Consider the following 20635-nt stretch of genomic DNA (forward strand, 5'->3'; position numbering starts at 1 on the left):
TTCAGCTTTGCTGAAACAGCGGCTAAGGACGCCGCGATGCTGTCGCGCCTCGTCCTGACCGATTTCCGCAATCATGCCGAAGCCGTGCTCCGACCGGGGCGCGGCTTCGTCGTGCTGACCGGCGACAACGGCGCGGGCAAGACCAACGTGCTGGAGGCGGCGTCCCTGCTCGCGCCGGGCCGGGGCCTGCGCCGCGCGCCGCTGTCCGACATGGCGCGGCAAGGCGGGGGCGGGGGGTTCGGCGTGGCCGCGACGCTCGACGGCGACGTTGAGATCGGCACCGGCACGCAAGCGGCCGCGCCCGAACGGCGGGTCGTGCGGATCAACGGCGCAACGGCCGCCGCGACGGCGCTCGCCGAATGGCTGACGGTACTGTGGCTGACCCCGGCGATGGACCGGCTGTTCGTCGAACCCGCCAGCGAACGGCGACGGTTCCTCGACCGCCTGACGCTGGCGCTACGGCCCGATCACGCCGGCCACGCCAACCGCTACGACGCGGCGATGCGCGCGCGAAACCGCTTGCTGGCGGAAGAAGGCCCGCCCGACTTGAGTTGGCTCACCGCACTCGAAGCGCAGATGGCCGAGCACGGAACGGCGATCGACGCGGCGCGGCGCGAGACGATCGCCGCGCTGTCGGAGCGGCTCGCCGAGCAACCGCCGGGGCCGTTCGCCCGCGCCGGAATCGCTCTTGAGGGATGGGATGGCGCCGCGACGCTGGCGGCTGATCTCGCCGCCGGACGCCACCGCGACGCCGCCGCTGGACGGACCTTGGTCGGGCCGCATCGTGCCGATCTCGTCGTCACGCACCTCGACAAGGGTCAGCCCGCCGCGCTCTGTTCGACCGGCGAGCAGAAGGCGCTGCTGCTCGGGCTCGTTCTCGCGCACGCCGAACTGACCGCCACGCGAACCGGGCGCGCGCCCGTCCTGCTGCTCGACGAAGTCGCCGCGCACCTCGACCCGTCGCGCCGCGCCGCCCTGTTCGATCGGCTGGCGGCGACCGGCAGTCAGGTCTGGATGACCGGTACCGAACCCGCGCCGTTCGACGGCATCGCCCAGGCCACATGGTTCGACCTCGCCGACGGGCGGATCACAGCCCGATCTTCTTCTCCAGCCACCGCGCCGCCACCTCCGGGCTGACCTTGCCCGTGTCGCGATCGACCATATAGTTCGCCTCGCGCATCGCCTCGACCGACACCTTGCCGATCAGCGGACGAAGCGTCGCGACGAAGCGCTGGTCATGCGCCATGCGCGGCGCGATCGTCAGGATCGCATCGTAATTGGGGATCGCGCCCTTCGGATCGGTCAGCACGACGAGCCTGTCCGCCGCGATCCGCCCGTCCGACGAAAAGGCGGAGATCACGTCGGCCTGTCCGCTTTCGAGCGCGCGATACATGAAGGTCGGCGCATAGGCGTTGGCCGCCCCGAAGCGCAACGGATAGGTCGCGCGCACCGCCTTCCATTCGGGGCGCTCGAGGAATTCGAGGTCGGCGCCGAAACGCAGGTCGGGCGCCTTCGCCACCAGATCGTCGAGGCTGGTCAGCCCCAGCGCCTTCGCCCGGTCGCCGCGCATCGCGAAGGCATAGGCGTTCTCGAACCCCAGCCGCCCGAGCAGGTTGAGACCCTGCCGGCCTTCCCACGCCGCGATTGCCGCGAGCATCGCATCGCGCGGGACGTTGTCGCTGCGCTTCATCTGGTTGGTCCAGATCGTGCCGGTATAGTCGATCGCGACATCGACCTCGCTCGACGTCAGCGCGGCGAACATCACGCCCGATCCGAGGCCTTCCTTGTACTGGACGCGATATCCCGCGGCCTCGAGCCGGTGCCCGATCACGCGGGCGAGGATATATTGCTCCGAAAAGCCCTTCGCGCCGATCACGATGGTCGGTTTCGACGCGGGGAGCATCGGCGCGAGCGCGACGAGAATGCCGCTCGCCAACACGGCAAGCGCGATCCATATGCGCCCGCGCTTGCGGTGCGCGATGCCGTGCTCGATCACCCCGAGCAGCGCATCGACCGCAAGCGCCAGCCCCGCCGCCGCGCAGCACCCCGCGAGCACGAGCGCCCAGTTCTGCGTCTGCAGCCCGGCGAAGATCATGTCGCCCAGGCTCGGCTGGCCCACCGTGGTGGACAAGGTCGCCGCGCCGATCGTCCACACCGCGGCGGTGCGGATGCCCGCCATCAGCACCGGCGCGACCAACGGCGCCTCAACCAGCCGCAGCTTCTGCCAAGCGGTCATCCCGACCCCGTCGGCGGCCTCGATCACCGCCGGGTCGATCCCGGCGAGCCCGGTCACCCCGTTTCGCAGGATCGGCAGCAGCGCATAGAGCGTCAGCGCGAGCAGCGACGGCAGGAACCCGAGCGCCGGTATCCCCCCGCCGATCAGCGTCGAAAGCGACAGCAGCAGCGGATAGAAGAGGGCGAGCAGCGCAAGGCCGGGGATCGTCTGGACGAGGCTGGCGAAACCGAGCGCGATCCGCCCCACCGTCGGCACCCGCGCCGACCATATCGCGAGCGGCAGGCTGAGCACGATGCCGAGCACCAGCGCCGCCATCGCCAGCAACAGATGCTGCGCGAGCAGGTCGGGCACGCGGCCGAGCGCGTCGAGGAAGTCGCTCACGCCCCCGCCTCCAGCGCAGCCAGCCGCCGCATCTGATCGCGCGGCACCGCGACCAGGGCCTGCGCCGCCGCGCCGCCCTCGCCCGCCAGCAGCGCCTTCGGCACCGCGTCGGCGACGATCCGGCCTTGGTCCATCACCAGCACGCGGTCGGCCAGGATCAGCGCTTCCGCCATATCGTGCGTGACCATCACCGTGGTCAGCCCGAGCCGGTCGTGCAACTCGTGGATCGCGGTGCCGAGCTGGTCGCGCGTAACGGGATCGAGCGCGCCGAACGGCTCGTCCATCAGGAGCAATCTGGGCTCGGTCGCCAGCGCGCGCGCCACGCCGACACGCTGCCGCTGCCCACCCGACAACGCGTCTGGCGTGCGGCTCCCGAAATCGGCGGGCAGGTCGACCAGCGTTAGCAATTCGGCGACACGGTCGGCGGTCGCCTTCCGCCCCTCCAGCCGCAGCCCGATCGCGACATTCTCCGCGACCGACATATGCGGGAATAGACCCACGTTCTGGAACACGTAACCGATCCGCCGCCTAAGGCGGAACGGGTCGTCATCGGTCACATCTACGCCGTCGATCGCGACCGACCCGGCGCTGGGTTCGATCAGCCGGTTGATCGTCTTGAGCAGGGTCGACTTGCCCGACCCCGAACTGCCGACCAGGGCGACGAAACTGCCGCCCGCAATCTCCACCGTGACGTCATCGACCGCCGTCGTGCCCCCCGGATAGGTCTTGGTCACGCCGGTGAGCGCGACCGAGGGACCGGCGGGGTGCGAAGGGTCTGGCATCCGCGCTCGTGATGCGGGAAGAGAGATCAAACAACAAGGGGAGGGCCGGATGACCACCAAGGCGATCTTCATCACCGGCGGCGGATCGGGCATCGGTCAGGCGGTCGCGCAGCGGTTTGCGCGCGAAGGCTGGCGGGTCGGGCTGGCCGACGTCAACGCGGCGGGGCTGCGCGCGACCGCGGCGATGCTGCCCCCAGGCATGGTCGACACCTACATCATGGACGTGCGCGATCGCGACGCGTGGAAGGCGAACCTCGACGACTTCACCGCCAAGTCCGGCGGGCGGCTCGACGTATTGTTCAACAATGCCGGGATCGGCACCGGCGGCCCGATCGCGCAAATGAGCTTCGAGGACATGGACCGCGTCGTGGCGATCAATCTGGGCGGCGTGCTCAACGGCGCGAAGATCGGCCACGCATATCTCGCGAAGACGCCGGGATCGTGCCTGCTCAACACCGCCAGCGCCTCGGCGATCTACGGCACGTCCGGCCTCGTCGTCTATTCGGCGACCAAGTTTGGCGTCCGCGCGCTGACCGAGGGGCTCGACGGCGAATGGTATGGCGACGGGATCAAGGTCCGCGACCTGATCCCAGGCTTTATCGACACGCCCCTGCTGCAGGGTGGAATCGAGGGCAGCAACCAGAACATTCGCGAAGTCGTCACCGCGGCGGGGCTGGAACTCACGAGCGCCGCCGACGTCGCCGAAGCTGCGTGGCGCGCGGTGCATGGCGACGCGGTCCATACCTATGTCGGCAAGACCGCGTTCCGGCTGAAATTCGCCGCAAAATGGCTGCCCCGGCAGATCCGGAAGCAAATGCGCCGCGGGATCGCCGCGCCTGACTGAGCTATATTCCCGCCGCTCACGATTGATTCCTCTCCCCCGCATGCCCAGTTGACCTCCCAAAGGGAGATGCAAATGCTGCGTGCGCTAATCGTGATCCTGCTGGGCCTGAACGCCTTCGCCGCCGCCCAGGCGGCGGACGACACCGTCGTCGGAACCTGGCGCAACATGCGCAACACGATGCACATCCAGATGTACCATTGCGGCGATTCGATCTGCGGCAAGGTCGCCTGGGCCAGCGACGAGGCGATCGCCGATGCACGCCGCGGCGGGACGACCAACCTGATCGGGACCGAAATTTTTCGCGACTTTCACAAGGACAAGAACGGCGGCTGGAGCGGCCGCGTGTTCGTGCCCGACCTCAACAAGACCTTTTCAGGCACCATGACGGTCGTCGATCGCAACACGCTGAAGGGCAGCGGCTGCCTGATCGGCCGCGTGCTGTGCAAGGCAAAGGTGCTGGTGAGGATTTAGGGTTTAGCACTGCGACCATGTTCACTGAGATTGCTCACGCTCTCAATCAACGAGATTGTCGATGGCCTCCGCCATCGCGACGTCCCGCGCCGACAACCCGCCCGCATCGTGCGTCGTCAGCAGAATATCGACGCGGTTCCACACGTTCGACCATTCGGGGTGATGATCGGCCTTCTCGGCGAGCAACGCGACTCGAGTCATGAACGCGAAGGCCTCGCTGAAATCCTCGAAGGTGAAGCTGCGGCTGATCGCGTCGCGGCCCTCGTCATAATCCCACGCGTCGAGTTCATCGAGCGCCTCGGCGCGTTCGTCCTCGGTCAGTTGATCGACCATCGCCGCTCTCCCTTGCTTGCCGCGTGCCTGACTACCGGACTATGCCGGCTGGCATGAGCGGGCAAGAGCAGCGCGCGCCAAGCGCGGCGGAGATCGAGGCGATCGCGCGGGCGACCCTGGCATCGCTGCCGCCCGAATTCGCGGCGCATCTCGGCGACGTGCTGTTGATCGTCGAGGAATATGCCGATGACGGGACGCTCGACGCGCTCGGGATCGAGGATCCCTACGACTTGACCGGCGTCTATCACGGCCGCCCGATCGGCGAGAAATCATCGATGGATTCGGGGTCGCCGCCTGACCGCATCCACCTCTATCGCCGTGCGATCCTCGACGAATGGGTGGCGGACGGCGAGGATCTGGCGACGCTGGTCCGCCATGTCGTGATCCACGAGGTCGGGCACCATTTCGGGCTGTCCGACGCCGACATGCACCGGCTCGAGGACGAAGCGTGACCCAGCTCGCGTTTCGCGAGGTGACGTGCGTGCGCGGCGGGCGTGTTTTGTTCGAGCATCTGTCGTTCGCGCTCGAACCGGGCGCCGCGATCCTCGTCAGCGGCCCGAACGGCGCGGGCAAGTCGAGCCTGATCCGCCTCGCCGCCGGCTTGTTGCGGCCCGCCGCTGGCGCGATCGAAGCGGAGGCGTCGCGCGCCTTGCTGACCGAAGCGGCATCGCTCGACGAGGAGTTGCCGCTGGCGAAGGCGCTACGTTACTGGGCGCGGCTCGATGGTCGCGCCGATGCGGTAGGTGACGCCCTGGCGGCGATGGCGCTGAGCGACCTGGCCGAGGTGCCGGTGCGCTTGTTGTCCACGGGCCAGCGCCGCCGCGCCGCGATCGCGCGCGTCGTCGCGAGCGGCGCGTCGGTCTGGTTGCTCGATGAACCCGCCAACGGACTCGACACGGCGGCGCTGGGATTACTCGAACGCGCCATCGCCAGCCATCGGGCCAGCGGCGGCGCGGCGCTGGTCGCCAGCCATACGCCGATCGCGCTGCCGAACGCGGTGACCGTCCCCCTGCTCCACCCCGGCGAAGGCCGGGGTCCAGTCGCGAGCGGCCCGATGCTGGACCCCGGCCTTCGCCGGGGTGGCTCGAGAAGTAAGGCGAGAACGTGAGCCTCACGGCCCTCATCCTCCGCGACATTCGCCGGGCCTGGATCGGGGGCGGAGCGTTGCTGCCGGTCGCCTTCTTCCTGCTCGTCGCGATCCTGTTTCCCTTCGCAGTTGGCCCCGACGCGGCCCTGCTCGCGCGTGTCGGCGGCGGGGTGTTGTGGGCGGCAGCCTTGCTCGCCGCGTTGATCCCGGTCGAGCGGCTGGTCGCGCCCGACCTCTCCAGCGGCGTGATCGACCAGTTGTTGGTACGCGGACAATCGGCGGCGGTGATCGCGCTCGCCAAACTCACCGCGCACTGGTTGAGTTTCGCTCCCCCGATCCTGCTCGCCGCTTTGCCCGCGGCCGCCCTGCTCGATTTGCCAACCGACACGCTGATCCGGGTCGAGATCGGCCTGCTGATCGGCACGCCCGGTCTCGCCGCACTGGCGCTCGCGGTCGGCGCGCTGACGGCGACGTTGCGCGGTGTCGGCGCGCTGGCGGGGCTGTTGATCCTGCCACTCGCGATTCCGCTCCTGATCTTCGGGGCGGGCAGCCTAGACGGCGGTTCGGGCGGGCTGAAACTGCTCGGCGCGGTCAGCCTGCTGCTGGTCGCGGGCGCACCCTTCGTCGCTGGGGCAGCGATCCGCGCGTCACTCGATTAGCGGCTCCACCGCGCCCAGATCGCGGTTGGAAGCAGCAGCCCGCGCGCTTCCTCACGCACCGCGAGTTCGCCCGCTTCGACCGTGCCGGGCAAATCGGCGAACACCTGGGCGACAAGCTCGCCGATCGCCAGTGCCGACATGCGGACGGCATAGACGGTCAGGAACAGGAACCGCGACTTCTCGTCGAGCAACTTGCGGCAATCGGCGACCAGGCCTGGCAACCCTTCCTCCAGCCGCCATACCTCGCCCTCCGGCCCGCGCCCGAACTTGGGCGGATCGAGCAGGATGCCGTCGTAGCGCCGCCCGCGCCGCACCTCGCGCGCCGCGAATTTGGTCGCGTCGTCGACCATCCAGCGCACCGGCTTGTCGTCCATCCCGGCCAGCCGCGCATTGGCCCGCGCGCCCTCGACCGATTTCTTGGAGGCATCGACATGCACCATCTTCACGCCGCGCGCCGCCAGCGCCAGCGTGCCGACGCCGGTATAGCCGAACAGGTTGAGCACCTCCGCGTCCGCCACGCCGTCGAGCCGCGCACGCATCCAGCCCCACACCGGCGCCATGTCGGGAAAGAAGCCGAGGTGACGGAACGCGGTGTTTTGCGCGGTGAAGGTCACGTCGTCCCACTTCAGCGGCCAGCCGTCGCGCGGGACTTGCCCGCTATATTCCCAGCGCCCGCCGCCGTCCTCGTCGGAGCCGGGGATGAACTCGCCATCGGCTTTCCAGTCGGCGCTGGCGGGCGCCCACATCGCTTGCGGTTCGGGCCGGATGAAACGGAAGCGACCGTAGCGTTCGAGCTTGCGCCCATGTCCGCTGTCGATCAGGCCGTAATCGGCCCAGGGTTCGCCGATCAGCGTGTCGAGCTTCATTGTGCGGTCTTGGCGATATATCCGGCCACCGCGTCGAGCGTCGCGGGCAGCGTCTCGTACCGTTCCTCGCGCTCGAACAGATTGCCGATCCGCGCCGGCAGCGTTGGCCGCACGCCCGTCGCGCGCTCGACCGCGTCGCGGAATTTCGCAGGGTGCGCAGTGGCCAGCGTCACCATCGGCGCGTCGAGGTCCGCAGCCCGCGCCGCCGACAGGCCGATCGCGGTATGCGGGTCGATCACTTGCCCCGCGCGCTCGCACGCCCAGCGCATCGCCAGCGCCATGTCGTCGAGGTCGATGCGGGCGCTGTCGAACAATGCCGCCGCGCCCTGAAGCTGCGCGTTGGTCAGCCGCATCGCCTTCGATGCTTCGAAGCCGGTCATCTGCTCGCGCAATGCCACCCCATCGCGACCGCCAACGTCGAACAGCAAGCGTTCGAAGTTCGAGCTGACCTGGATGTCCATCGACGGCGTCGGCGTCGCGACCACGCCCTTCGCCGAATAGTCGCCCGAGGAAAGCGCGCGATGCAGGATGTCGTTGACATTGGTGGCCACAACCAGCTTTGCGACTGGCAGCCCCATCTTCGCCGCGACATAACCAGCGAACACATCGCCGAAATTGCCCGTCGGTACCGAGAAAGCGATCGCTCGCTCCGGCGCGCCGAGCCGCACGGCGGCGTAGAAATAATAGACCACCTGCGCCATCAGCCGCGCCCAGTTGATCGAATTGACTGCCGACAGCCGGAGGTGCCCGAGCGGCCCCGTTCCCGCGGCGTTGGCGTTGAACATCGCCTTCACCATCGCCTGGGCATCGTCGAAGCTGCCTTCGATCGCGATATTGTGGACGTTGGGCGCCAGCACCGTGGTCATCTGGCGGCGCTGGACGTCGGACACGCGTCCCTTGGGGTGGAGCATGAAGATTTCGACATGCTCACGCCCGGCCAGCGCATCGATCGCGGCCGAGCCGGTATCCCCGCTGGTCGCGCCGACCACGGTCAACGGGCGTTCGGCACCCGCCAGGAACCTCTCGAACAGCAGCCCGAGCAGTTGCAGCGCGACATCCTTGAACGCCAAAGTCGGGCCGTGGAACAGTTCGAGCAGCCAATGCTGTCGGTCGAGTTGCACCAGCGGCGTCACGGCATCATGGTCGAACCGCCCATAGGCTTGCGCGCAGAGCGACTGCAAATCGTCCTCGCTCAGCGCATCGCCGACGAACGGCCGCATTACGCGGACGGCGGTCTCGACATAGGAGAGGCCAGCGAGGCCGGCGATCTCGTCACGCGTCAGCGTCGGCCACGCCTCAGGCAGATACAACCCGCCGTCATTCGCCAATCCGGCGAGCGTGACTTCACGAAAATCGAGCGCGGGCGCGGCGCCTCGCGTGCTCACGTAACGCATCAATCTATCCCCTTTGCGCGCGGCGGCGCAGCGCGAGGCCGTAGATCACCAGCGCGATCGTCGCAAATGCGAACCATTGGACAGCGTAGGCGAGGTGGTTGTTGGGGATCGATTCGATACTCGGCACCGCGTTGGCGGTCAGGCCCGGAACGGGCGTGTCGGCGACCAGCAGCAACGGCTTCGGCGCGGTCTTCCCGAACAGGCCGGCGATCAACGGCTCGTGGCTCGGCGCGTGGCTGATCAGGCCGGAGACCGGCCCGCCGCGCCAGTCGGGCTTGAAGTCCACGTCGCGCGTCGTGCCGATCTGCACCGCGAACCCCGGCCCCTCCGCTCCGGTCGAGCAATGTGCGATGACGCGATAGCCGGCGTTGCCCGCCCCCTCGGTCGAAAAGCTGATCGGCGAGAGGCACGTCGCACTCGCACGGCGAAACAACAGGTCGTCGCCGATCGCCGGGGCCGGCATCGCGATGGCGGGCCTCGACGGGTTGGCGGCGAGCTGGGCAAGAAACGCCTCCTTCTGCGGCAGCCGGTCCAGCAACTGCCACAGCCCAAGCCCGATCATCGCCGCGACCGCCAGCGCGACGAGGATCGTCGGCACGACCGGGACTCGCTTCACCGCACGTCCCCGCTGCGCGCTTCGGCGGCGCGGTTGCGATATTCGAGCGCGATCAGCGCGCCCTTCGACACGCGCAACGCCGCCAGCACCGCGGCCGCCGTGGCCGGAACCCACAACAGGACATGCACCCACCATGGCGGATGCATGGTCAGTTCAAGCACGATCGCCAGCGTCACGATGACCGCGCCGAGGAGCAATGTCAGGAACGCCGCCGGCCCGTCGCCGACATTGAACCGGCTGAACTCAAGCCCGCACCCACCACAGCGATCGGCGAAGCGCACCCAGCCGGCGAACAATGTCCGCGCGCCGCAATGCGGGCACAGGCCCTTCAGCGCTACCTCCACGGGAGTCGGGCAGGCGACCGCCCGCTCCTCAGCCATCAGCCGGCGTGGATCGGTGCGCCCCAGCCGCCCCAGACGTAGATGGTGACGAACAGGAACAACCACACCACGTCGACGAAGTGCCAGTACCAGGCGGCCGCCTCGAACCCGAAATGCTGCTTCGGGGTGAAGTCGCCCTTGTACACGCGGACCAGGTTCACGATCAGGAAGATCGTCCCGATCAGCACGTGGAAGCCGTGAAAGCCCGTCGCCATGAAGAACGACGCGCCATAGTTCAGGCCCTTGAACGGGAACGGCGCTTCCGAATATTCATAGGCCTGGATCGTGCTGAACAGCAGGCCGAGCACGATCGTCAGCCACAGCCCCTTCTTGACGCTGTCATTCTCGCCGACGCCGATCAGGCCCCACAGGCCCTTCATCGCGCCGCCGCGCTGGTTGTGGATCAGGGCGTGATGCGCCCAGGTGATGGTCGTGCCGGACAGCAGCAGGATCAGCGTGTTGAGCAGCGGGAACTGGAACGCGTTGATGACCTCGATGCCCTTGGGCGGCCAAACCGCGGCGGCCTTGGCGCCCTCGGTCACGATGCTCGCGCTCTTCGACGCGGCGTCCCAAACGACCGGCGCTGGGAACAGCGAGAAGTCGAAGAATGCCCAGAACCAGCCGACGAAGAACATCACTTCGGACGCGATGAACAGAATCATGCCATAGCGCAGGTGAAGCTGCACCACCGGCGTATGGTCGCCGGCATGCGCTTCCTTGATGACGTTCGACCACCACGAATACATCGTGACCAGAACGCACATCACGCCGAGCCCGAACACGATCGGCGCATGCGCCGCACCCTTCATCCACATGATCCCGCCGATCGCGAGGATCAGCGCCGAAAATGCGCCGATCATCGGCCAGGGATCGGGCTGGAGAATGTGATAGTCGTGGTTCTTGGCGCCGGCCATGCGTGCTTCCCTGTTACGTATAGTTATCGCTCTAGCTCGGCGTTTTGCCGGAATCCACCGGGTAAAACGTGTAACTGAGCGTGATGGTCTGGATGTCGCGCGCGTCTGGGTCCTTGAGGATCGCCGGATCGACGTAGAAGATCACCGGCATGCGCTGCGTTTCGCCGGGCTTGAGTGTCTGCTGCGTGAAGCAGAAGCACTGGATTTTCTTGAAATATATCCCCGCCTGCGCCGGCATGACGTTGAACGTCGCGGTGCCGGTGACGGTCTTGTTCGACGTGTTGGTGGCGGTGAAGAACGCCATGTCCCGTGCGCCGATGTCGATCGTTTCCGATTCGGCCTCCGGCTTGAACTTCCACTTGAGCTGGGGAGAGACGTTGGTGTCGAACGCGATAGTGATCTTGCCATCGACCGCGCCGGGCGCGCGTAACCCGCGACCGGTCGTCCCGTTGAGGCCGGTCGCCTGACAGAAGAGGCGATAAAGCGGAACGCTTGCCCAGGCGAGACCGGTGGAGCAGCAGACGCCAAGCGCCAGCAGGATAACGGTACGGCGCGTGCCGGTCATGCTCGTCATGGGTGGCGCATCCCGATCTTGGCGATCGACACCGCGAACATCAGGACCACAAACGCGCCGAGCAGGATCGCCATGACGCGCGCGTTGCGCCGCTGCGCCGACAGCCGACGCTCCTCCTCATCGGGTGTCATGCCAGCCACCGGTCGACGACCACCGCGCCGAACATGACGAACAGGTAGACGATCGAGAAGGCAAACAGCCGTTTTTCGGGGCGCATCGTATCGCCTTCGCCCTTAGTTCGCGTCGCGACGCGCGCCGCCAGCAGCGCGAACCAGCCAGTCGCCACGATCGCCACCGCACCGTAGATCGCGCCCGTCAGCCCCAGTGGCCAGGGCGCGATTGCCGCCGCCGCCATCAGGATGGTGTAGAGGCCGATCTGAGTCCGCGTCGTCCGCTCGCCGGCGACGACGGGCAGCATGGGGATGCCGGCATTGGCGTAGTCGGTCTTCACGAACAGCGCCAATGCCCAGAAATGCGGCGGGGTCCACAGGAATACGAGCGCGAACAGCAGCACGGGGAGCGGCGCGAGACTGCCGGTCGCCGCCGCCCAGCCGATCAGCGGCGGAAACGCCCCGGCCGCACCGCCGATGACGATGTTCTGCGGCGTGCGCGGCTTGAGCCAGACGGTGTACACCAGCACATAGAACAGGATCGACGCCGCAAGGATGGTCGCCGCAAACACGTTCACCGCCAGCCCCATCAACAGCACGGAGAACGCGCCGAGTCCGACGCCGAAATGGAGCGCCGATTGCTTGTCCATCCGCCCGGCGGGCAATGGCCGCGCGGCGGTGCGACGCATCTGCGCGTCGAGATCGGCCTCATACCATTGGTTGAGCGCACCCGCCGCGCCGGCGGCAAGCGCAATGCACAGGATCGCGGTGAAGCCGATCACCGGGTGAATCGTGCCAGGCGCGGCGAGCATCCCGCACAGCCCGGTGAAGACGACGAGCGTCATCACTCTGGGCTTGGTCAACGCCAGGAAATCGCGCCAGTCGGCGGGTAGGGACATCGTCTGCGTGGTCATGAGATGCGCGCGCTATAGGGCCGTGATCCCGCGCCTTCCAACGAAAAACGCCCCGAATTGCTCCGGGGCGCGTTCCGTGTCGACCTCGGGTCGATCAGTGATGATGGGAATCGCCCTCGTCTATAACGGGAAGCGTTTCGAACTGGTGGTAGGGCGGCGGGCTCGACAGTGTCCATTCCAGCGTCGTCGCGCCCGAACCCCAGGGATTGTCGGGCGCTTTCTTGCCAGCGAACAGCGACCACAGGATGTTGATGAAGAAGATCCCCATCCCCGCGGCCATGATCGAATAGCCCCACGCCGATGCGATATGGTTCCAGTATGCCAGGCCGTCCTGGAAGTCGGGCATGCGGCGCGGCTGGCCCTGCAGACCCAGGAAGTGCATCGGGAAGAACAGGATATTCACACCGACGAAGAACACCCAGAAGTGCAGCTGGCCGAGAACCTCGCTGTACATCCGCCCCGACATTTTCGGGAACCAGTAATAGAAGCCAGCGAACAGCGAGAACACCGCGCCGAGGCTGAGCACGTAGTGGAAGTGCGCCACGACGTAATAGGTATCCTGCATGTAATCGTCGACGCCGCCGTTCGCGAGCACGACGCCGGTCACGCCGCCGACGGTGAACATGAAGATGAAGCCGAGCGCCCAGACCATCGGGGTCTTGAAGGTCAGGCTGCCGCCCCACATCGTCGCGATCCACGAGAAGATCTTGATGCCGGTCGGCACCGCGATCACCATCGTCGCCGCGGTGAAATACATCTTGGTATTCACGCTGAGGCCGGTGGTGAACATGTGGTGCGCCCACACGATGAACCCGACCACGCCGATCGCGACCATGGCGTAGGCCATGCCGAGATAGCCGAACACCGGCTTTTTCGAGAAGGTCGCGATGATCTGGCTGATCATGCCGAAGCCCGGCAGGATCATGATATACACTTCGGGGTGGCCGAAGAACCAGAACAGATGCTGGTAGAGAATCGGGTCGCCGCCGCCTTCGGCCTGGAAGAATGTCGTGCCGAAATTGCGGTCGGTCAGCAGCATCGTGATCGCCGCGGCCAGCACCGGCAGCGCGAGCAGCAGCAGGAACGCCGTCACCAGCACCGACCACACGAACAGCGGCATCTTGTGCAGCGTCATGCCCGGCGCGCGCATGTTGAAGATCGTCGTGATGAAGTTGATCGCGCCCAGGATCGACGACGCGCCCGCCAAGTGGAGCGACAGGATCGCCATGTCGGTCGACGGGCCCGCTTCCTGCGTCGACAGCGGGGCGTAGACCGTCCAGCCCGTCCCCGCACCGCCATCGGCCCCGCCGAAGAACGGGCTGGCGAGCAGCAGCGTGAAGCTGGGCACCAGCAACCAGAACGAGATGTTGTTCATGCGCGGGAACGCCATGTCCGGCGCGCCGATCATGATCGGGACGAACCAGTTGCCGAACCCGCCGATCATCGCCGGCATAACCATGAAGAACACCATGATCAGGCCATGCGCCGTCACCAGCACGTTCCACAAATGCTTGGCCTGGTCGACATTGACGTCGCCGCCGCCGCGCAGATGGTTGAGGTAATTGGCCCAGGTGCCGAGATACTGGAGGTGCGGCGAAGCGAGCTCGATCCGCATCAGACCCGAAATCGCGCCGCCGATGATCCCTGCGGTGATCGCAAAGATCAGGTAGAGCGTGCCGATGTCCTTGTGGTTGGTCGACATGAACCAACGCGCGAAGAAACCGGGCTTGTGATCCGCGTCGTGATGCGCGTGATCGTCATGATGCGCCTCGAAGCGCTCGGGGGTGAGGGCGATGTCGCTCATGTCTTATTGTCCAGTCGCGTTGCCGTCGGCGGCATTGTCGGGGGCGGTCGCGTTGCCTTCCGGCGCAGCGGCGGGCGCGGGGGCGGCAGCCGACTCAGCCGCCGGCGGCGCAGCGCCCGCCACGGTGCCGCCCTTGGCGACGACCCAGCGGTTATAAACGTCAAGCGGCACGGCCTGGACCGCGATCGGCATGTAGCCGTGCTTGGGTCCGCACAGTTCCGAACACTGACCGAAATAGAGGCCCGGCTTCTCGATCGTGAAGCTGGTCTCGTTAATCCGGCCGGGAACGGCGTCGAGCTTGATCCAGAACGCTGGGATCGCCCAGCTGTGGATGACGTCTGCCGATGTGGTGATCAGACGGATCGGCACGCCGACCGGCAGCACCACGCGATTGTCGACCGCAAGCAGGCGGGGACCATCGGCTTCGGTCCGCGCGCGATCGCCGGGACCGAAATCGGGATCGGTCTTTTCCTTGAGCATGTTCGAGGTGATCTCGAACCCGCCATTATCGGGATAGGTATAGGTCCAATACCATTGGTTGCCGGTCGCCTTCAGCGTGATCGCATTGGCCGGGGCCGGCTTGAACTGCGCTTGGAGCAGCCCGATCGAGGGGATCGCGAGCATGACGAGGATCAGCACCGGGACCAAGGTCCAGATCACCTCGATCGTCGTGTTGTGCGCCGTTTTCGACGGGACCGGATTGGCCGCAGCCCGGAAGCGGAAGATCACCCAGATCAGCAGCAGCAGGACGAACACCGAAATGATGATGATAGTCGGCAGCAGCCAGTGATTGTGGAAGTTCGCCGCCCGCTCGCCATTCTTGGTGACTTGCGGCTGGATGCCGATATTGCCGTCGACCGCGTCACCGATTCCCTTGGTCGGGGCCATTTCCGGCGCGCCGTCGCGGACCAGCATTTCGGGGTCGGCGGCAGGCTTCGCAGCCGGAGCCGCGGTCGTTGCGACGGGCGCCGCAACTGGAGCGGGCGCTGGCGCCGCTACCGCCGGGGCAGCGGCCGGAGCCGGCGCGGTTGTTGCCTGTGGCGCTGCATGACCGGCACCGGCGAGCATCAACCCCGCCGCCAGCATCGCAGATTTGAGCCCGATAAAGCGCATCGTGTCGCGTCACCCTGTTGATTCGATCGCCGCAGGCCGCGGCGGTCGGCATACCCATGTCGTCAGGCGGTTTTCGCCCTTGTCGCCGGGCCTATACGCCGCGGTCGGCGCGATCATCAAGGCTCGGCGCACACTTTTGCTTCGGAACCGGCGTTGCGCGGCCTCGAGCGGGTCCGTATCTGTCGCATTCGATGAGCGTTTTGACCGCCAATTCCCTGCGCCTGGGCGTCAATATCGACCATGTCGCGACCGTCAGGAATGCGCGTGGGTCGGGCTATCCCGACCCCGTCCGGGCGGCGTTGCTGGCCGCACAAGCTGGCGCGGACGGCATCACCGCGCACCTGCGCGAGGACCGGCGGCACATCACCGACGATGACATCGCGCGGTTATCGGCCGAACTGCCGATCCCGCTCAACCTGGAAATGGCGGCGACCGACGAGATGCTGGAGATCGCCCTGCGCCACCGCCCGCACGCCGCATGTATCGTTCCCGAAAAGCGCGAAGAGCGGACGACTGAGGGCGGTCTCGACGCCGCGGGGCAGCATAATCACCTCGCCCCGATGGTCCGTGAACTCGGGGCTGCGAACGTGCGCGTCTCCCTGTTCATCGAGCCCGACCCGCGCCAGATTGAGGCTGCGCTGAGCCTGGGCGCGCCAGTCGTCGAGATCCACACCGGCCGCTATTGCGAACTGGCCGGCGAGGAACAGACCGTCGAACTCCGCCGTATCGCCGACGCCGCCGCGCTCGCGGTCAAAAACGGAATCGAGCCGCATGCCGGGCATGGGCTGACGTTCGACAATGTCGTGCCGATCGCCGCAATCCCGCAGATCGCCGAGCTCAACATCGGCCATTTCCTGATCGGCGAAGCGATATTCGACGGCCTCGCGCCTGTCGTGCGCCGGATGCGCGCATTGATGGACGCGGCGCGGTGATCATCGGCCTCGGCTCCGACCTATGCAACATCGAGCGGATCCGGAACTCGCTCGACCGGTTCGGCGAGCGGTTCGAGAATCGCTGCTTCACCGAGACAGAGCGCGCCAAGGCCAACCGTCGCCCCTTCACCAAGGCGGGAACGCTCGCCAAGCGCTTCGCCGCCAAGGAAGCTTTTTCGAAAGCGGTGGGCACTGGGTTCAAAGCCGGTGTGTTCATGAAGGACATCGGCGTCGTCAACGCGCCAAGCGGCAAGCCGACGCTGGCGCTGACCGGCGGGGCCAGGGCGCGGCTTGACGCGATGGTCCCGGCGGGCCACGTGGCGCATATCCATATCACCCTGACCGACGATCATCCCTGGGCGCAGGCGTTCGTCGTGATCGAGGCGCTGCCGGCGCCTGACGGAAGCTCCCGAGTATGAGTGAAGAGTTGGCGTTGAACGACGATCAGATCGGCGAAACCGCCGCCGAAGCCACCCCGCGCCAGCCATGGCTGGCGGCGAGCGCCAAGGCCGCGTGGCGCGAGATTCGCGGCATCTTCTGGTTGGTGCTCGCAGTGCTCGCGTTCCACAGCTTCGTAGCCAAACCCTTCTACATCCCGTCCGAATCGATGCTGCCGGGGCTGCAGGTCGGCGATCAACTGGTCGTGAGCAAATATCCCTATGGCTGGTCGTTCATCTCGTTAACGATCCCCAATCCGGTTGCGATCTGGAAGGATGTCGTGCTCAAGCAGCCGCAGGAAAGCTGGGGCGTGCAATTGCCGTTCACGAAGGGGCGGCTGTTCGGCCGCCTGCCGGAGCGCGGCGATGTCGTCATCGTCACGCCGCCGGGCCGCAACCAGGATTATATCAAGCGCGTGATCGGCTTGCCCGGCGACACGATCGAAGTGCGCGACGGCGTGGTGCTGATCAACAATGTGGCGGTGAAGCGCGGACCTGTGCATAACCTCCTGGTGCCGATCGACGCCAACACGACCTGCAACGACGTGCCCGACGGGCGGCGCACGGTGAACGGCAAGCCCTATTGCCAATTGCCGCTGGTGCGCGAGACGTTGCCCAACGGGCGCAGCTACGAAACGGTCGATCTCGGCTATTCGGACGGCGATTTCTATGGGCCGAAAAAGATTCCCGCTGACCATGTCTTCCTGATGGGGGACAATCGCGACCGGTCGGCGGACAGCCGCGTCTCGCTCGCGGCGCAAGGTCTGGGCGGCCCGGTACCGTGGGAATATGTCGGCGGGCGCGCCGAGTTCATCACGTTCAGCAAGAACGGTTCCGCGACCTGGAACCCGCTGACATGGCGGGGCGGATTGCGCGGCGGACGCGCCGGCACCTCGCTCCATCCGGCGCGCGACCAATGACGGCGCCCAAGCCTACCGATCTGGTCACGGAGCCGAGTCCGCACGAAATGCGCGACCCGGCGATGCGGCTGGAGTTGCGGCGCGCGGGCATCTGGCTGGGGCTGGCGGCGGCGATGGCGCTGGTCGTGGTCCTGATTCAGCCGATACTGGTGATCCTGGCCGGCCTCGTCTTCGCCTCGATGCTCGACGGCGGGGTACGGCTGCTCGGACGATTCCTGAAAATCCCGCGCGGCTGGCGATTGCTGATCGTGGTCGTACTGACCGTCGCCTTCATCGGCCTCACCGTCTACAAGACGGGGTCAGGCATCGTCGTCCAGTTCCAGCAATTGCAGACGACGCTGACGATCCAGTTCGACCGGCTGTCGCATTGGGCCGCCGCGCAGGGATTCGTGCCGGGCGCCGACGACCTCAAGGGGCTGGCGCAGCAGGCGGTGGGATCGGTCGGCAAGCTGACGAGCTGGATCGGCACTGCGCTTGGCGCGGTCTCGACATTGTTCATCATCATGGTGATCGGGCTGTTCATCGCCATGGAGCCGCGCATTTACGACCGCGGATTGCAATGGATGGTGCCGAGCGACCATCGCGCTGAATTTGCCCTGACGCTCGACCGGATGGCGAAACAGCTTCGCCGTCTGCTCGCAGGCCGCCTGGCGGGCATGGCCTTCGAGGGCGTGTTCATGTGGCTGGCGCTGGCGCTGGCCGGCATCCCGATGGCGCTGGTGCTGGGCATCATCACCGGCATCCTGGCCTTCATCCCCAATATCGGCGCATTCATCAGCGGGGTGCTGATGATCTCGGTCGGCTTCTCGGCGGGGGTCGACAAGGGCCTGTGGGCGATCGTGATCTATTTCGGGGTGCAGACCTTCGATGGCTGGGTAGTGATTCCGCTGGTCGCGAAGAAGACGGTGGACTTGCCGCCTGCGCTGACGCTGTCGGCCCAGATCCTGTTCTCTACCCTGTTCGGCATCCTCGGCCTCGCGCTGGCCGATCCGCTGACGGCGATGATCAAGGTCGCGATGGAGCGCAATTCGGAACGCGCGATGGCCGACCCTGCGCCAGCCCCCACGCAACCGCGACGACGAACGCGCGCGAAGAAGACATGATCCGGCTCTACGACTATTGGCGTTCTTCGGCGAGCTATCGCGTGCGCATCGCGCTGGCGATGAAGGATGTCGCTTATGAACGCCACGACATCAATTTGCTGGCGGGCGAACAAAGCGGCGACGCCAACCGGGCACGCAATGCGCAAGGGTTCGTGCCGACGCTGGAGGTGGACGGGCAGTCCATCGGCCAGAGCCTCGCGATCATCGACTATCTCGATTCGGCGTTCCCCGAACCGCCGCTGATCCCGCGCGATCCGATCGCCCGCGCACAGACGCTGCAACGCGCCCTCGTGATCGCCGCCGACATCCATCCGGTCAACAACCTGCGCATCCTCAAACGGCTGGGCACGATGGGGATCGACCAGGCGGCGCGCGACGATTGGTATCGCCACTGGATCGGGGAAGGGTTCGCCGCGCTGGAGGCGATGGCGGGAAACGGACCCTATCTTGGCGGCGACGCGCCCGATCTGTCGGACTTGTGCTTGGTTCCGCAAATGTACAATGCGCGTCGGCTGGAAACGCCGCTCGACGCCTACCCCCGGCTGGTGGCGATCGATGCTGCATTGATGGCGCTCCCCGCGTTCGCGGCGGCGCACCCCGACAATTTCAGCCCGCCCAGCTGAGCACACCGTCGAACAGCGCGAGGTAGCGCTCGACCGAATCCGCGCCGCGCTGCGGCACCGGGTCGGGACGCGTCACGCCGGGGGCGAGCCAACGATCGAACGCTGCGGTCAGCCCTACCAAGTCATCTGTCCTGACGACATCGCCGAGGCGCGAATCGTCGACGATCTCCCGCATGGCGACGCTCGAATCGGTCACGACCACCGGAGTTCCGACCGAAAGCGCCTCCGCCAGCACGCCGGGTACGCCCTCGAAATCGGACGTCAGCACCAGTGCACGCGCCTTGTCGAGCGCGGGGCGCGGATTGGCGGCGTAGCCCGGCAGGCTGATGCGCTCGCGGAGTCCCAACTCTGCGATCTGATTTTCCAAAGCTGCCCGCGCCTCGCCCTCGCCCAGGATCACCAACTTCGTATCGCGGCGCATGGATTGAGCGAACGCATCGATCGCGCGGTCCCAGCGCTTCTGCGGGACCAGCCGGCCGATCCCGATCAGATAGTCCCCATCCGGCTGCGGCGTCGGGTCACCCACGGGCGCGAGGTTGGGCGGATTGGCGATCACGTTCAGCCGGTCGGCCGGTATTCCCGTCATCCTGGCCGTCTCTTTCGCCATCGCCGGCGTCATCGCCACCATATGGTCGATGAACCGGGGATGCGCGCGCAGCCAGGCACGATAGCCCTGCCGCACCGGGAAAGGCTGATCGTCGCGATCGAGCCGATTCGATACCTTGGCGACGATCGGCGGGCAGTCGCGACCAAGCCTTGTTCGAAGCCACACCGCCGCGCCGGTATAGTGATTACCGGCGCAGAAGACGATGTCGGGGCGAAAGCGCCGCACCTGAGCGGGCAACGCGCGAGTCAGGCCGAGATACGAACGACCGACCACGACGATCTCGACCCCGTCCGGTATCTCGCCGCCATAGGGGCCGTCGCCAGACCCGATTACCAGCGTGACACGCCGGCCCGCCGCCACCCAGCCGCGCATGAGCCGAAGCATCGCGCGCTCCACCCCTCCGCCGTCAAGCGATAGCGCGTAGGTCAATATATGGCGGGCGGCGATATGGGGAGTGGTACGGTCGGACATCTGACTTGCCCTTTCCGACCGTAACCGCCTTTTCGCAAGCCGCCGGATAAGGCGGACGCAAATC

The 20635-nt window shown here is 66.7% G+C and carries 24 protein-coding genes and 1 pseudogene; 11 read left to right on the top strand and 14 right to left on the bottom strand.

Annotation, left to right across the window (positions count from 1 at the left end):
- The first annotated feature begins 36 nt into the window (after positions 1 to 36).
- On the top strand, positions 37 to 1137 hold the full coding sequence (gene recF, locus J0J06_RS09660; RefSeq protein WP_294041415.1) for a DNA replication/repair protein RecF: 1101 nt from the start codon (positions 37 to 39) through the stop codon (positions 1135 to 1137).
- On the opposite strand, the gene J0J06_RS09665 is transcribed toward recF, so the two are convergent.
- Complete coding sequence (locus J0J06_RS09665) at positions 1088 to 2617, bottom strand: glycine betaine ABC transporter substrate-binding protein (protein ID WP_294041416.1); 1530 nt, start codon at positions 2615 to 2617, stop codon at positions 1088 to 1090. The genes recF and J0J06_RS09665 overlap by 50 nt on opposite strands.
- On the bottom strand, positions 2614 to 3399 hold the full coding sequence (locus tag J0J06_RS09670) for an ATP-binding cassette domain-containing protein (RefSeq protein ID WP_294041418.1): 786 nt from the start codon (positions 3397 to 3399) through the stop codon (positions 2614 to 2616). Before J0J06_RS09670 ends, J0J06_RS09665 begins: the two co-directional genes overlap by 4 nt.
- Positions 3400 to 3448: 49 nt before the next feature.
- On the opposite strand from J0J06_RS09670, the gene J0J06_RS09675 reads away from it, so the two are divergent.
- Together J0J06_RS09675 and J0J06_RS09680 are read left to right on the top strand one after the other, a co-directional pair.
- Complete coding sequence (locus J0J06_RS09675) at positions 3449 to 4243, top strand: SDR family oxidoreductase (protein WP_294041420.1); 795 nt, start codon at positions 3449 to 3451, stop codon at positions 4241 to 4243.
- Between the two features lie 72 nt (positions 4244 to 4315).
- Positions 4316 to 4714, top strand: coding sequence for a DUF2147 domain-containing protein (locus J0J06_RS09680; RefSeq protein WP_294041421.1), 399 nt, complete (start codon positions 4316 to 4318; stop codon positions 4712 to 4714).
- Between the two features lie 42 nt (positions 4715 to 4756).
- On the opposite strand, the pseudogene J0J06_RS09685 reads toward J0J06_RS09680, so the two are convergent.
- Positions 4757 to 5053 (bottom strand): annotated as a pseudogene (locus J0J06_RS09685) (4a-hydroxytetrahydrobiopterin dehydratase); the annotation flags it as partial.
- 47 nt (positions 5054 to 5100) lie between these two features.
- Here J0J06_RS09685 and J0J06_RS09690 point away from each other — a divergent pair.
- From J0J06_RS09690 to J0J06_RS09700, 3 genes are read left to right on the top strand one after another with little or no spacing between them, the layout of a single operon-like run.
- Positions 5101 to 5499 (top strand): metallopeptidase family protein, encoded by a 399-nt coding sequence (locus tag J0J06_RS09690; protein WP_294041423.1) that lies wholly within the window; start codon positions 5101 to 5103, stop codon positions 5497 to 5499.
- Complete coding sequence (gene ccmA / locus J0J06_RS09695) at positions 5496 to 6155, top strand: heme ABC exporter ATP-binding protein CcmA (protein WP_294041425.1); 660 nt, start codon at positions 5496 to 5498, stop codon at positions 6153 to 6155. The genes J0J06_RS09690 and ccmA overlap by 4 nt, the downstream gene beginning before the upstream one ends.
- Entirely contained in the window at positions 6152 to 6793 is a 642-nt protein-coding gene (locus tag J0J06_RS09700; protein WP_294041427.1) for a heme exporter protein CcmB, read from the top strand. Before ccmA ends, J0J06_RS09700 begins: the two co-directional genes overlap by 4 nt.
- Here J0J06_RS09700 and J0J06_RS09705 read toward each other — a convergent pair.
- From J0J06_RS09705 to coxB, 10 genes are all read right to left on the bottom strand, one after another.
- A complete protein-coding gene (locus tag J0J06_RS09705; protein WP_294041429.1) occupies positions 6790 to 7659 on the bottom strand; it encodes a class I SAM-dependent methyltransferase in 870 nt (289 codons plus the stop codon). The two genes, J0J06_RS09700 and J0J06_RS09705, sit on opposite strands and share 4 nt — an antisense overlap.
- Entirely contained in the window at positions 7656 to 9053 is a 1398-nt protein-coding gene (gene thrC / locus J0J06_RS09710) for a threonine synthase (RefSeq protein ID WP_294041431.1), read from the bottom strand. The genes J0J06_RS09705 and thrC overlap by 4 nt, the downstream gene beginning before the upstream one ends.
- Before the next feature lie 4 nt (positions 9054 to 9057).
- Positions 9058 to 9669 (bottom strand): SURF1 family protein, encoded by a 612-nt coding sequence (locus J0J06_RS09715; RefSeq protein WP_294041433.1) that lies wholly within the window; start codon positions 9667 to 9669, stop codon positions 9058 to 9060.
- Positions 9666 to 10049: a DUF983 domain-containing protein gene (locus J0J06_RS09720; RefSeq protein ID WP_294041435.1), complete on the bottom strand. Its 384-nt coding sequence runs from the start codon at positions 10047 to 10049 to the stop codon at positions 9666 to 9668. The genes J0J06_RS09715 and J0J06_RS09720 overlap by 4 nt, the downstream gene beginning before the upstream one ends.
- Positions 10049 to 10963: a cytochrome c oxidase subunit 3 gene (locus J0J06_RS09725; RefSeq protein ID WP_294041437.1), complete on the bottom strand. Its 915-nt coding sequence runs from the start codon at positions 10961 to 10963 to the stop codon at positions 10049 to 10051. The genes J0J06_RS09720 and J0J06_RS09725 overlap by 1 nt, the downstream gene beginning before the upstream one ends.
- A gap of 31 nt (positions 10964 to 10994) precedes the next feature.
- Positions 10995 to 11528, bottom strand: coding sequence for a cytochrome c oxidase assembly protein (locus J0J06_RS09730; protein ID WP_294042470.1), 534 nt, complete (start codon positions 11526 to 11528; stop codon positions 10995 to 10997).
- A gap of 5 nt (positions 11529 to 11533) precedes the next feature.
- Positions 11534 to 11668 carry a hypothetical protein gene (locus J0J06_RS09735; RefSeq protein WP_294041439.1) on the bottom strand — a complete coding sequence of 45 codons (135 nt, stop codon included), beginning with the start codon at positions 11666 to 11668 and terminating at the stop codon, positions 11534 to 11536.
- Positions 11665 to 12561: a heme o synthase gene (locus J0J06_RS09740; protein ID WP_294041441.1), complete on the bottom strand. Its 897-nt coding sequence runs from the start codon at positions 12559 to 12561 to the stop codon at positions 11665 to 11667. Before J0J06_RS09740 ends, J0J06_RS09735 begins: the two co-directional genes overlap by 4 nt.
- 94 nt (positions 12562 to 12655) lie before the next feature.
- Complete coding sequence (ctaD, locus tag J0J06_RS09745) at positions 12656 to 14365, bottom strand: cytochrome c oxidase subunit I (protein WP_294041442.1); 1710 nt, start codon at positions 14363 to 14365, stop codon at positions 12656 to 12658.
- A 3-nt stretch (positions 14366 to 14368) separates the two neighbouring features.
- Positions 14369 to 15478, bottom strand: a complete 1110-nt coding sequence (coxB, locus tag J0J06_RS09750; protein ID WP_294041444.1) for a cytochrome c oxidase subunit II — start codon at positions 15476 to 15478, stop codon at positions 14369 to 14371.
- A gap of 191 nt (positions 15479 to 15669) precedes the next feature.
- On the opposite strand from coxB, the gene J0J06_RS09755 reads away from it, so the two are divergent.
- From J0J06_RS09755 to maiA, 5 genes are read left to right on the top strand one after another with little or no spacing between them, the layout of a single operon-like run.
- Complete coding sequence (locus tag J0J06_RS09755; protein ID WP_294041446.1) at positions 15670 to 16410, top strand: pyridoxine 5'-phosphate synthase; 741 nt, start codon at positions 15670 to 15672, stop codon at positions 16408 to 16410.
- Positions 16407 to 16829 (top strand): holo-ACP synthase, encoded by a 423-nt coding sequence (gene acpS / locus J0J06_RS09760; protein WP_294041447.1) that lies wholly within the window; start codon positions 16407 to 16409, stop codon positions 16827 to 16829. The genes J0J06_RS09755 and acpS overlap by 4 nt, the downstream gene beginning before the upstream one ends.
- A complete protein-coding gene (gene lepB / locus J0J06_RS09765) occupies positions 16826 to 17767 on the top strand; it encodes a signal peptidase I (RefSeq protein WP_294041449.1) in 942 nt (313 codons plus the stop codon). The genes acpS and lepB overlap by 4 nt, the downstream gene beginning before the upstream one ends.
- Positions 17764 to 18870 (top strand): AI-2E family transporter, encoded by a 1107-nt coding sequence (locus tag J0J06_RS09770; RefSeq protein WP_294041451.1) that lies wholly within the window; start codon positions 17764 to 17766, stop codon positions 18868 to 18870. Before lepB ends, J0J06_RS09770 begins: the two co-directional genes overlap by 4 nt.
- Positions 18867 to 19493: a maleylacetoacetate isomerase gene (maiA, locus tag J0J06_RS09775; RefSeq protein WP_294041453.1), complete on the top strand. Its 627-nt coding sequence runs from the start codon at positions 18867 to 18869 to the stop codon at positions 19491 to 19493. The genes J0J06_RS09770 and maiA overlap by 4 nt, the downstream gene beginning before the upstream one ends.
- Here the strand turns inward: maiA and J0J06_RS09780 are convergent.
- Positions 19477 to 20571, bottom strand: a complete 1095-nt coding sequence (locus tag J0J06_RS09780; protein WP_294041455.1) for a glycosyltransferase — start codon at positions 20569 to 20571, stop codon at positions 19477 to 19479. The genes maiA and J0J06_RS09780 overlap by 17 nt on opposite strands.
- Between the last annotated feature and the right edge of the window lie 64 nt (positions 20572 to 20635).

This window comes from Sphingomonas sp., assembly GCF_017304615.1.
GTDB lineage: Bacteria > Pseudomonadota > Alphaproteobacteria > Sphingomonadales > Sphingomonadaceae > Sphingomonas.

What these genes read in the sequence shown, in the direction of transcription:
- J0J06_RS09770 (WP_294041451.1), top strand. Translation starts at nt 17,764, where the DNA reads ATGACGGCGCCCAAGCCTACCGATCTGGTCACGGAGCCGAGTCCGCAC.
- J0J06_RS09720 (WP_294041435.1), bottom strand. Translation starts at nt 10,049, where the DNA reads ATGGCTGAGGAGCGGGCGGTCGCCTGCCCGACTCCCGTGGAGGTAGCG.
- J0J06_RS09705 (WP_294041429.1), bottom strand. Translation starts at nt 7,659, where the DNA reads ATGAAGCTCGACACGCTGATCGGCGAACCCTGGGCCGATTACGGCCTG.
- J0J06_RS09755 (WP_294041446.1), top strand. Translation starts at nt 15,670, where the DNA reads ATGAGCGTTTTGACCGCCAATTCCCTGCGCCTGGGCGTCAATATCGAC.
- maiA (WP_294041453.1), top strand. Translation starts at nt 18,867, where the DNA reads ATGATCCGGCTCTACGACTATTGGCGTTCTTCGGCGAGCTATCGCGTG.
- J0J06_RS09680 (WP_294041421.1), top strand. Translation starts at nt 4,316, where the DNA reads ATGCTGCGTGCGCTAATCGTGATCCTGCTGGGCCTGAACGCCTTCGCC.
- J0J06_RS09675 (WP_294041420.1), top strand. Translation starts at nt 3,449, where the DNA reads ATGACCACCAAGGCGATCTTCATCACCGGCGGCGGATCGGGCATCGGT.
- thrC (WP_294041431.1), bottom strand. Translation starts at nt 9,053, where the DNA reads ATGCGTTACGTGAGCACGCGAGGCGCCGCGCCCGCGCTCGATTTTCGT.
- J0J06_RS09730 (WP_294042470.1), bottom strand. Translation starts at nt 11,528, where the DNA reads ATGACCGGCACGCGCCGTACCGTTATCCTGCTGGCGCTTGGCGTCTGC.
- ctaD (WP_294041442.1), bottom strand. Translation starts at nt 14,365, where the DNA reads ATGAGCGACATCGCCCTCACCCCCGAGCGCTTCGAGGCGCATCATGAC.
- J0J06_RS09740 (WP_294041441.1), bottom strand. Translation starts at nt 12,561, where the DNA reads ATGACCACGCAGACGATGTCCCTACCCGCCGACTGGCGCGATTTCCTG.
- J0J06_RS09725 (WP_294041437.1), bottom strand. Translation starts at nt 10,963, where the DNA reads ATGGCCGGCGCCAAGAACCACGACTATCACATTCTCCAGCCCGATCCC.
- recF (WP_294041415.1), top strand. Translation starts at nt 37, where the DNA reads ATGCTGTCGCGCCTCGTCCTGACCGATTTCCGCAATCATGCCGAAGCC.
- lepB (WP_294041449.1), top strand. Translation starts at nt 16,826, where the DNA reads ATGAGTGAAGAGTTGGCGTTGAACGACGATCAGATCGGCGAAACCGCC.
- J0J06_RS09780 (WP_294041455.1), bottom strand. Translation starts at nt 20,571, where the DNA reads ATGTCCGACCGTACCACTCCCCATATCGCCGCCCGCCATATATTGACC.
- coxB (WP_294041444.1), bottom strand. Translation starts at nt 15,478, where the DNA reads ATGCGCTTTATCGGGCTCAAATCTGCGATGCTGGCGGCGGGGTTGATG.
- J0J06_RS09735 (WP_294041439.1), bottom strand. Translation starts at nt 11,668, where the DNA reads ATGACACCCGATGAGGAGGAGCGTCGGCTGTCGGCGCAGCGGCGCAAC.
- J0J06_RS09670 (WP_294041418.1), bottom strand. Translation starts at nt 3,399, where the DNA reads ATGCCAGACCCTTCGCACCCCGCCGGTCCCTCGGTCGCGCTCACCGGC.
- J0J06_RS09690 (WP_294041423.1), top strand. Translation starts at nt 5,101, where the DNA reads ATGAGCGGGCAAGAGCAGCGCGCGCCAAGCGCGGCGGAGATCGAGGCG.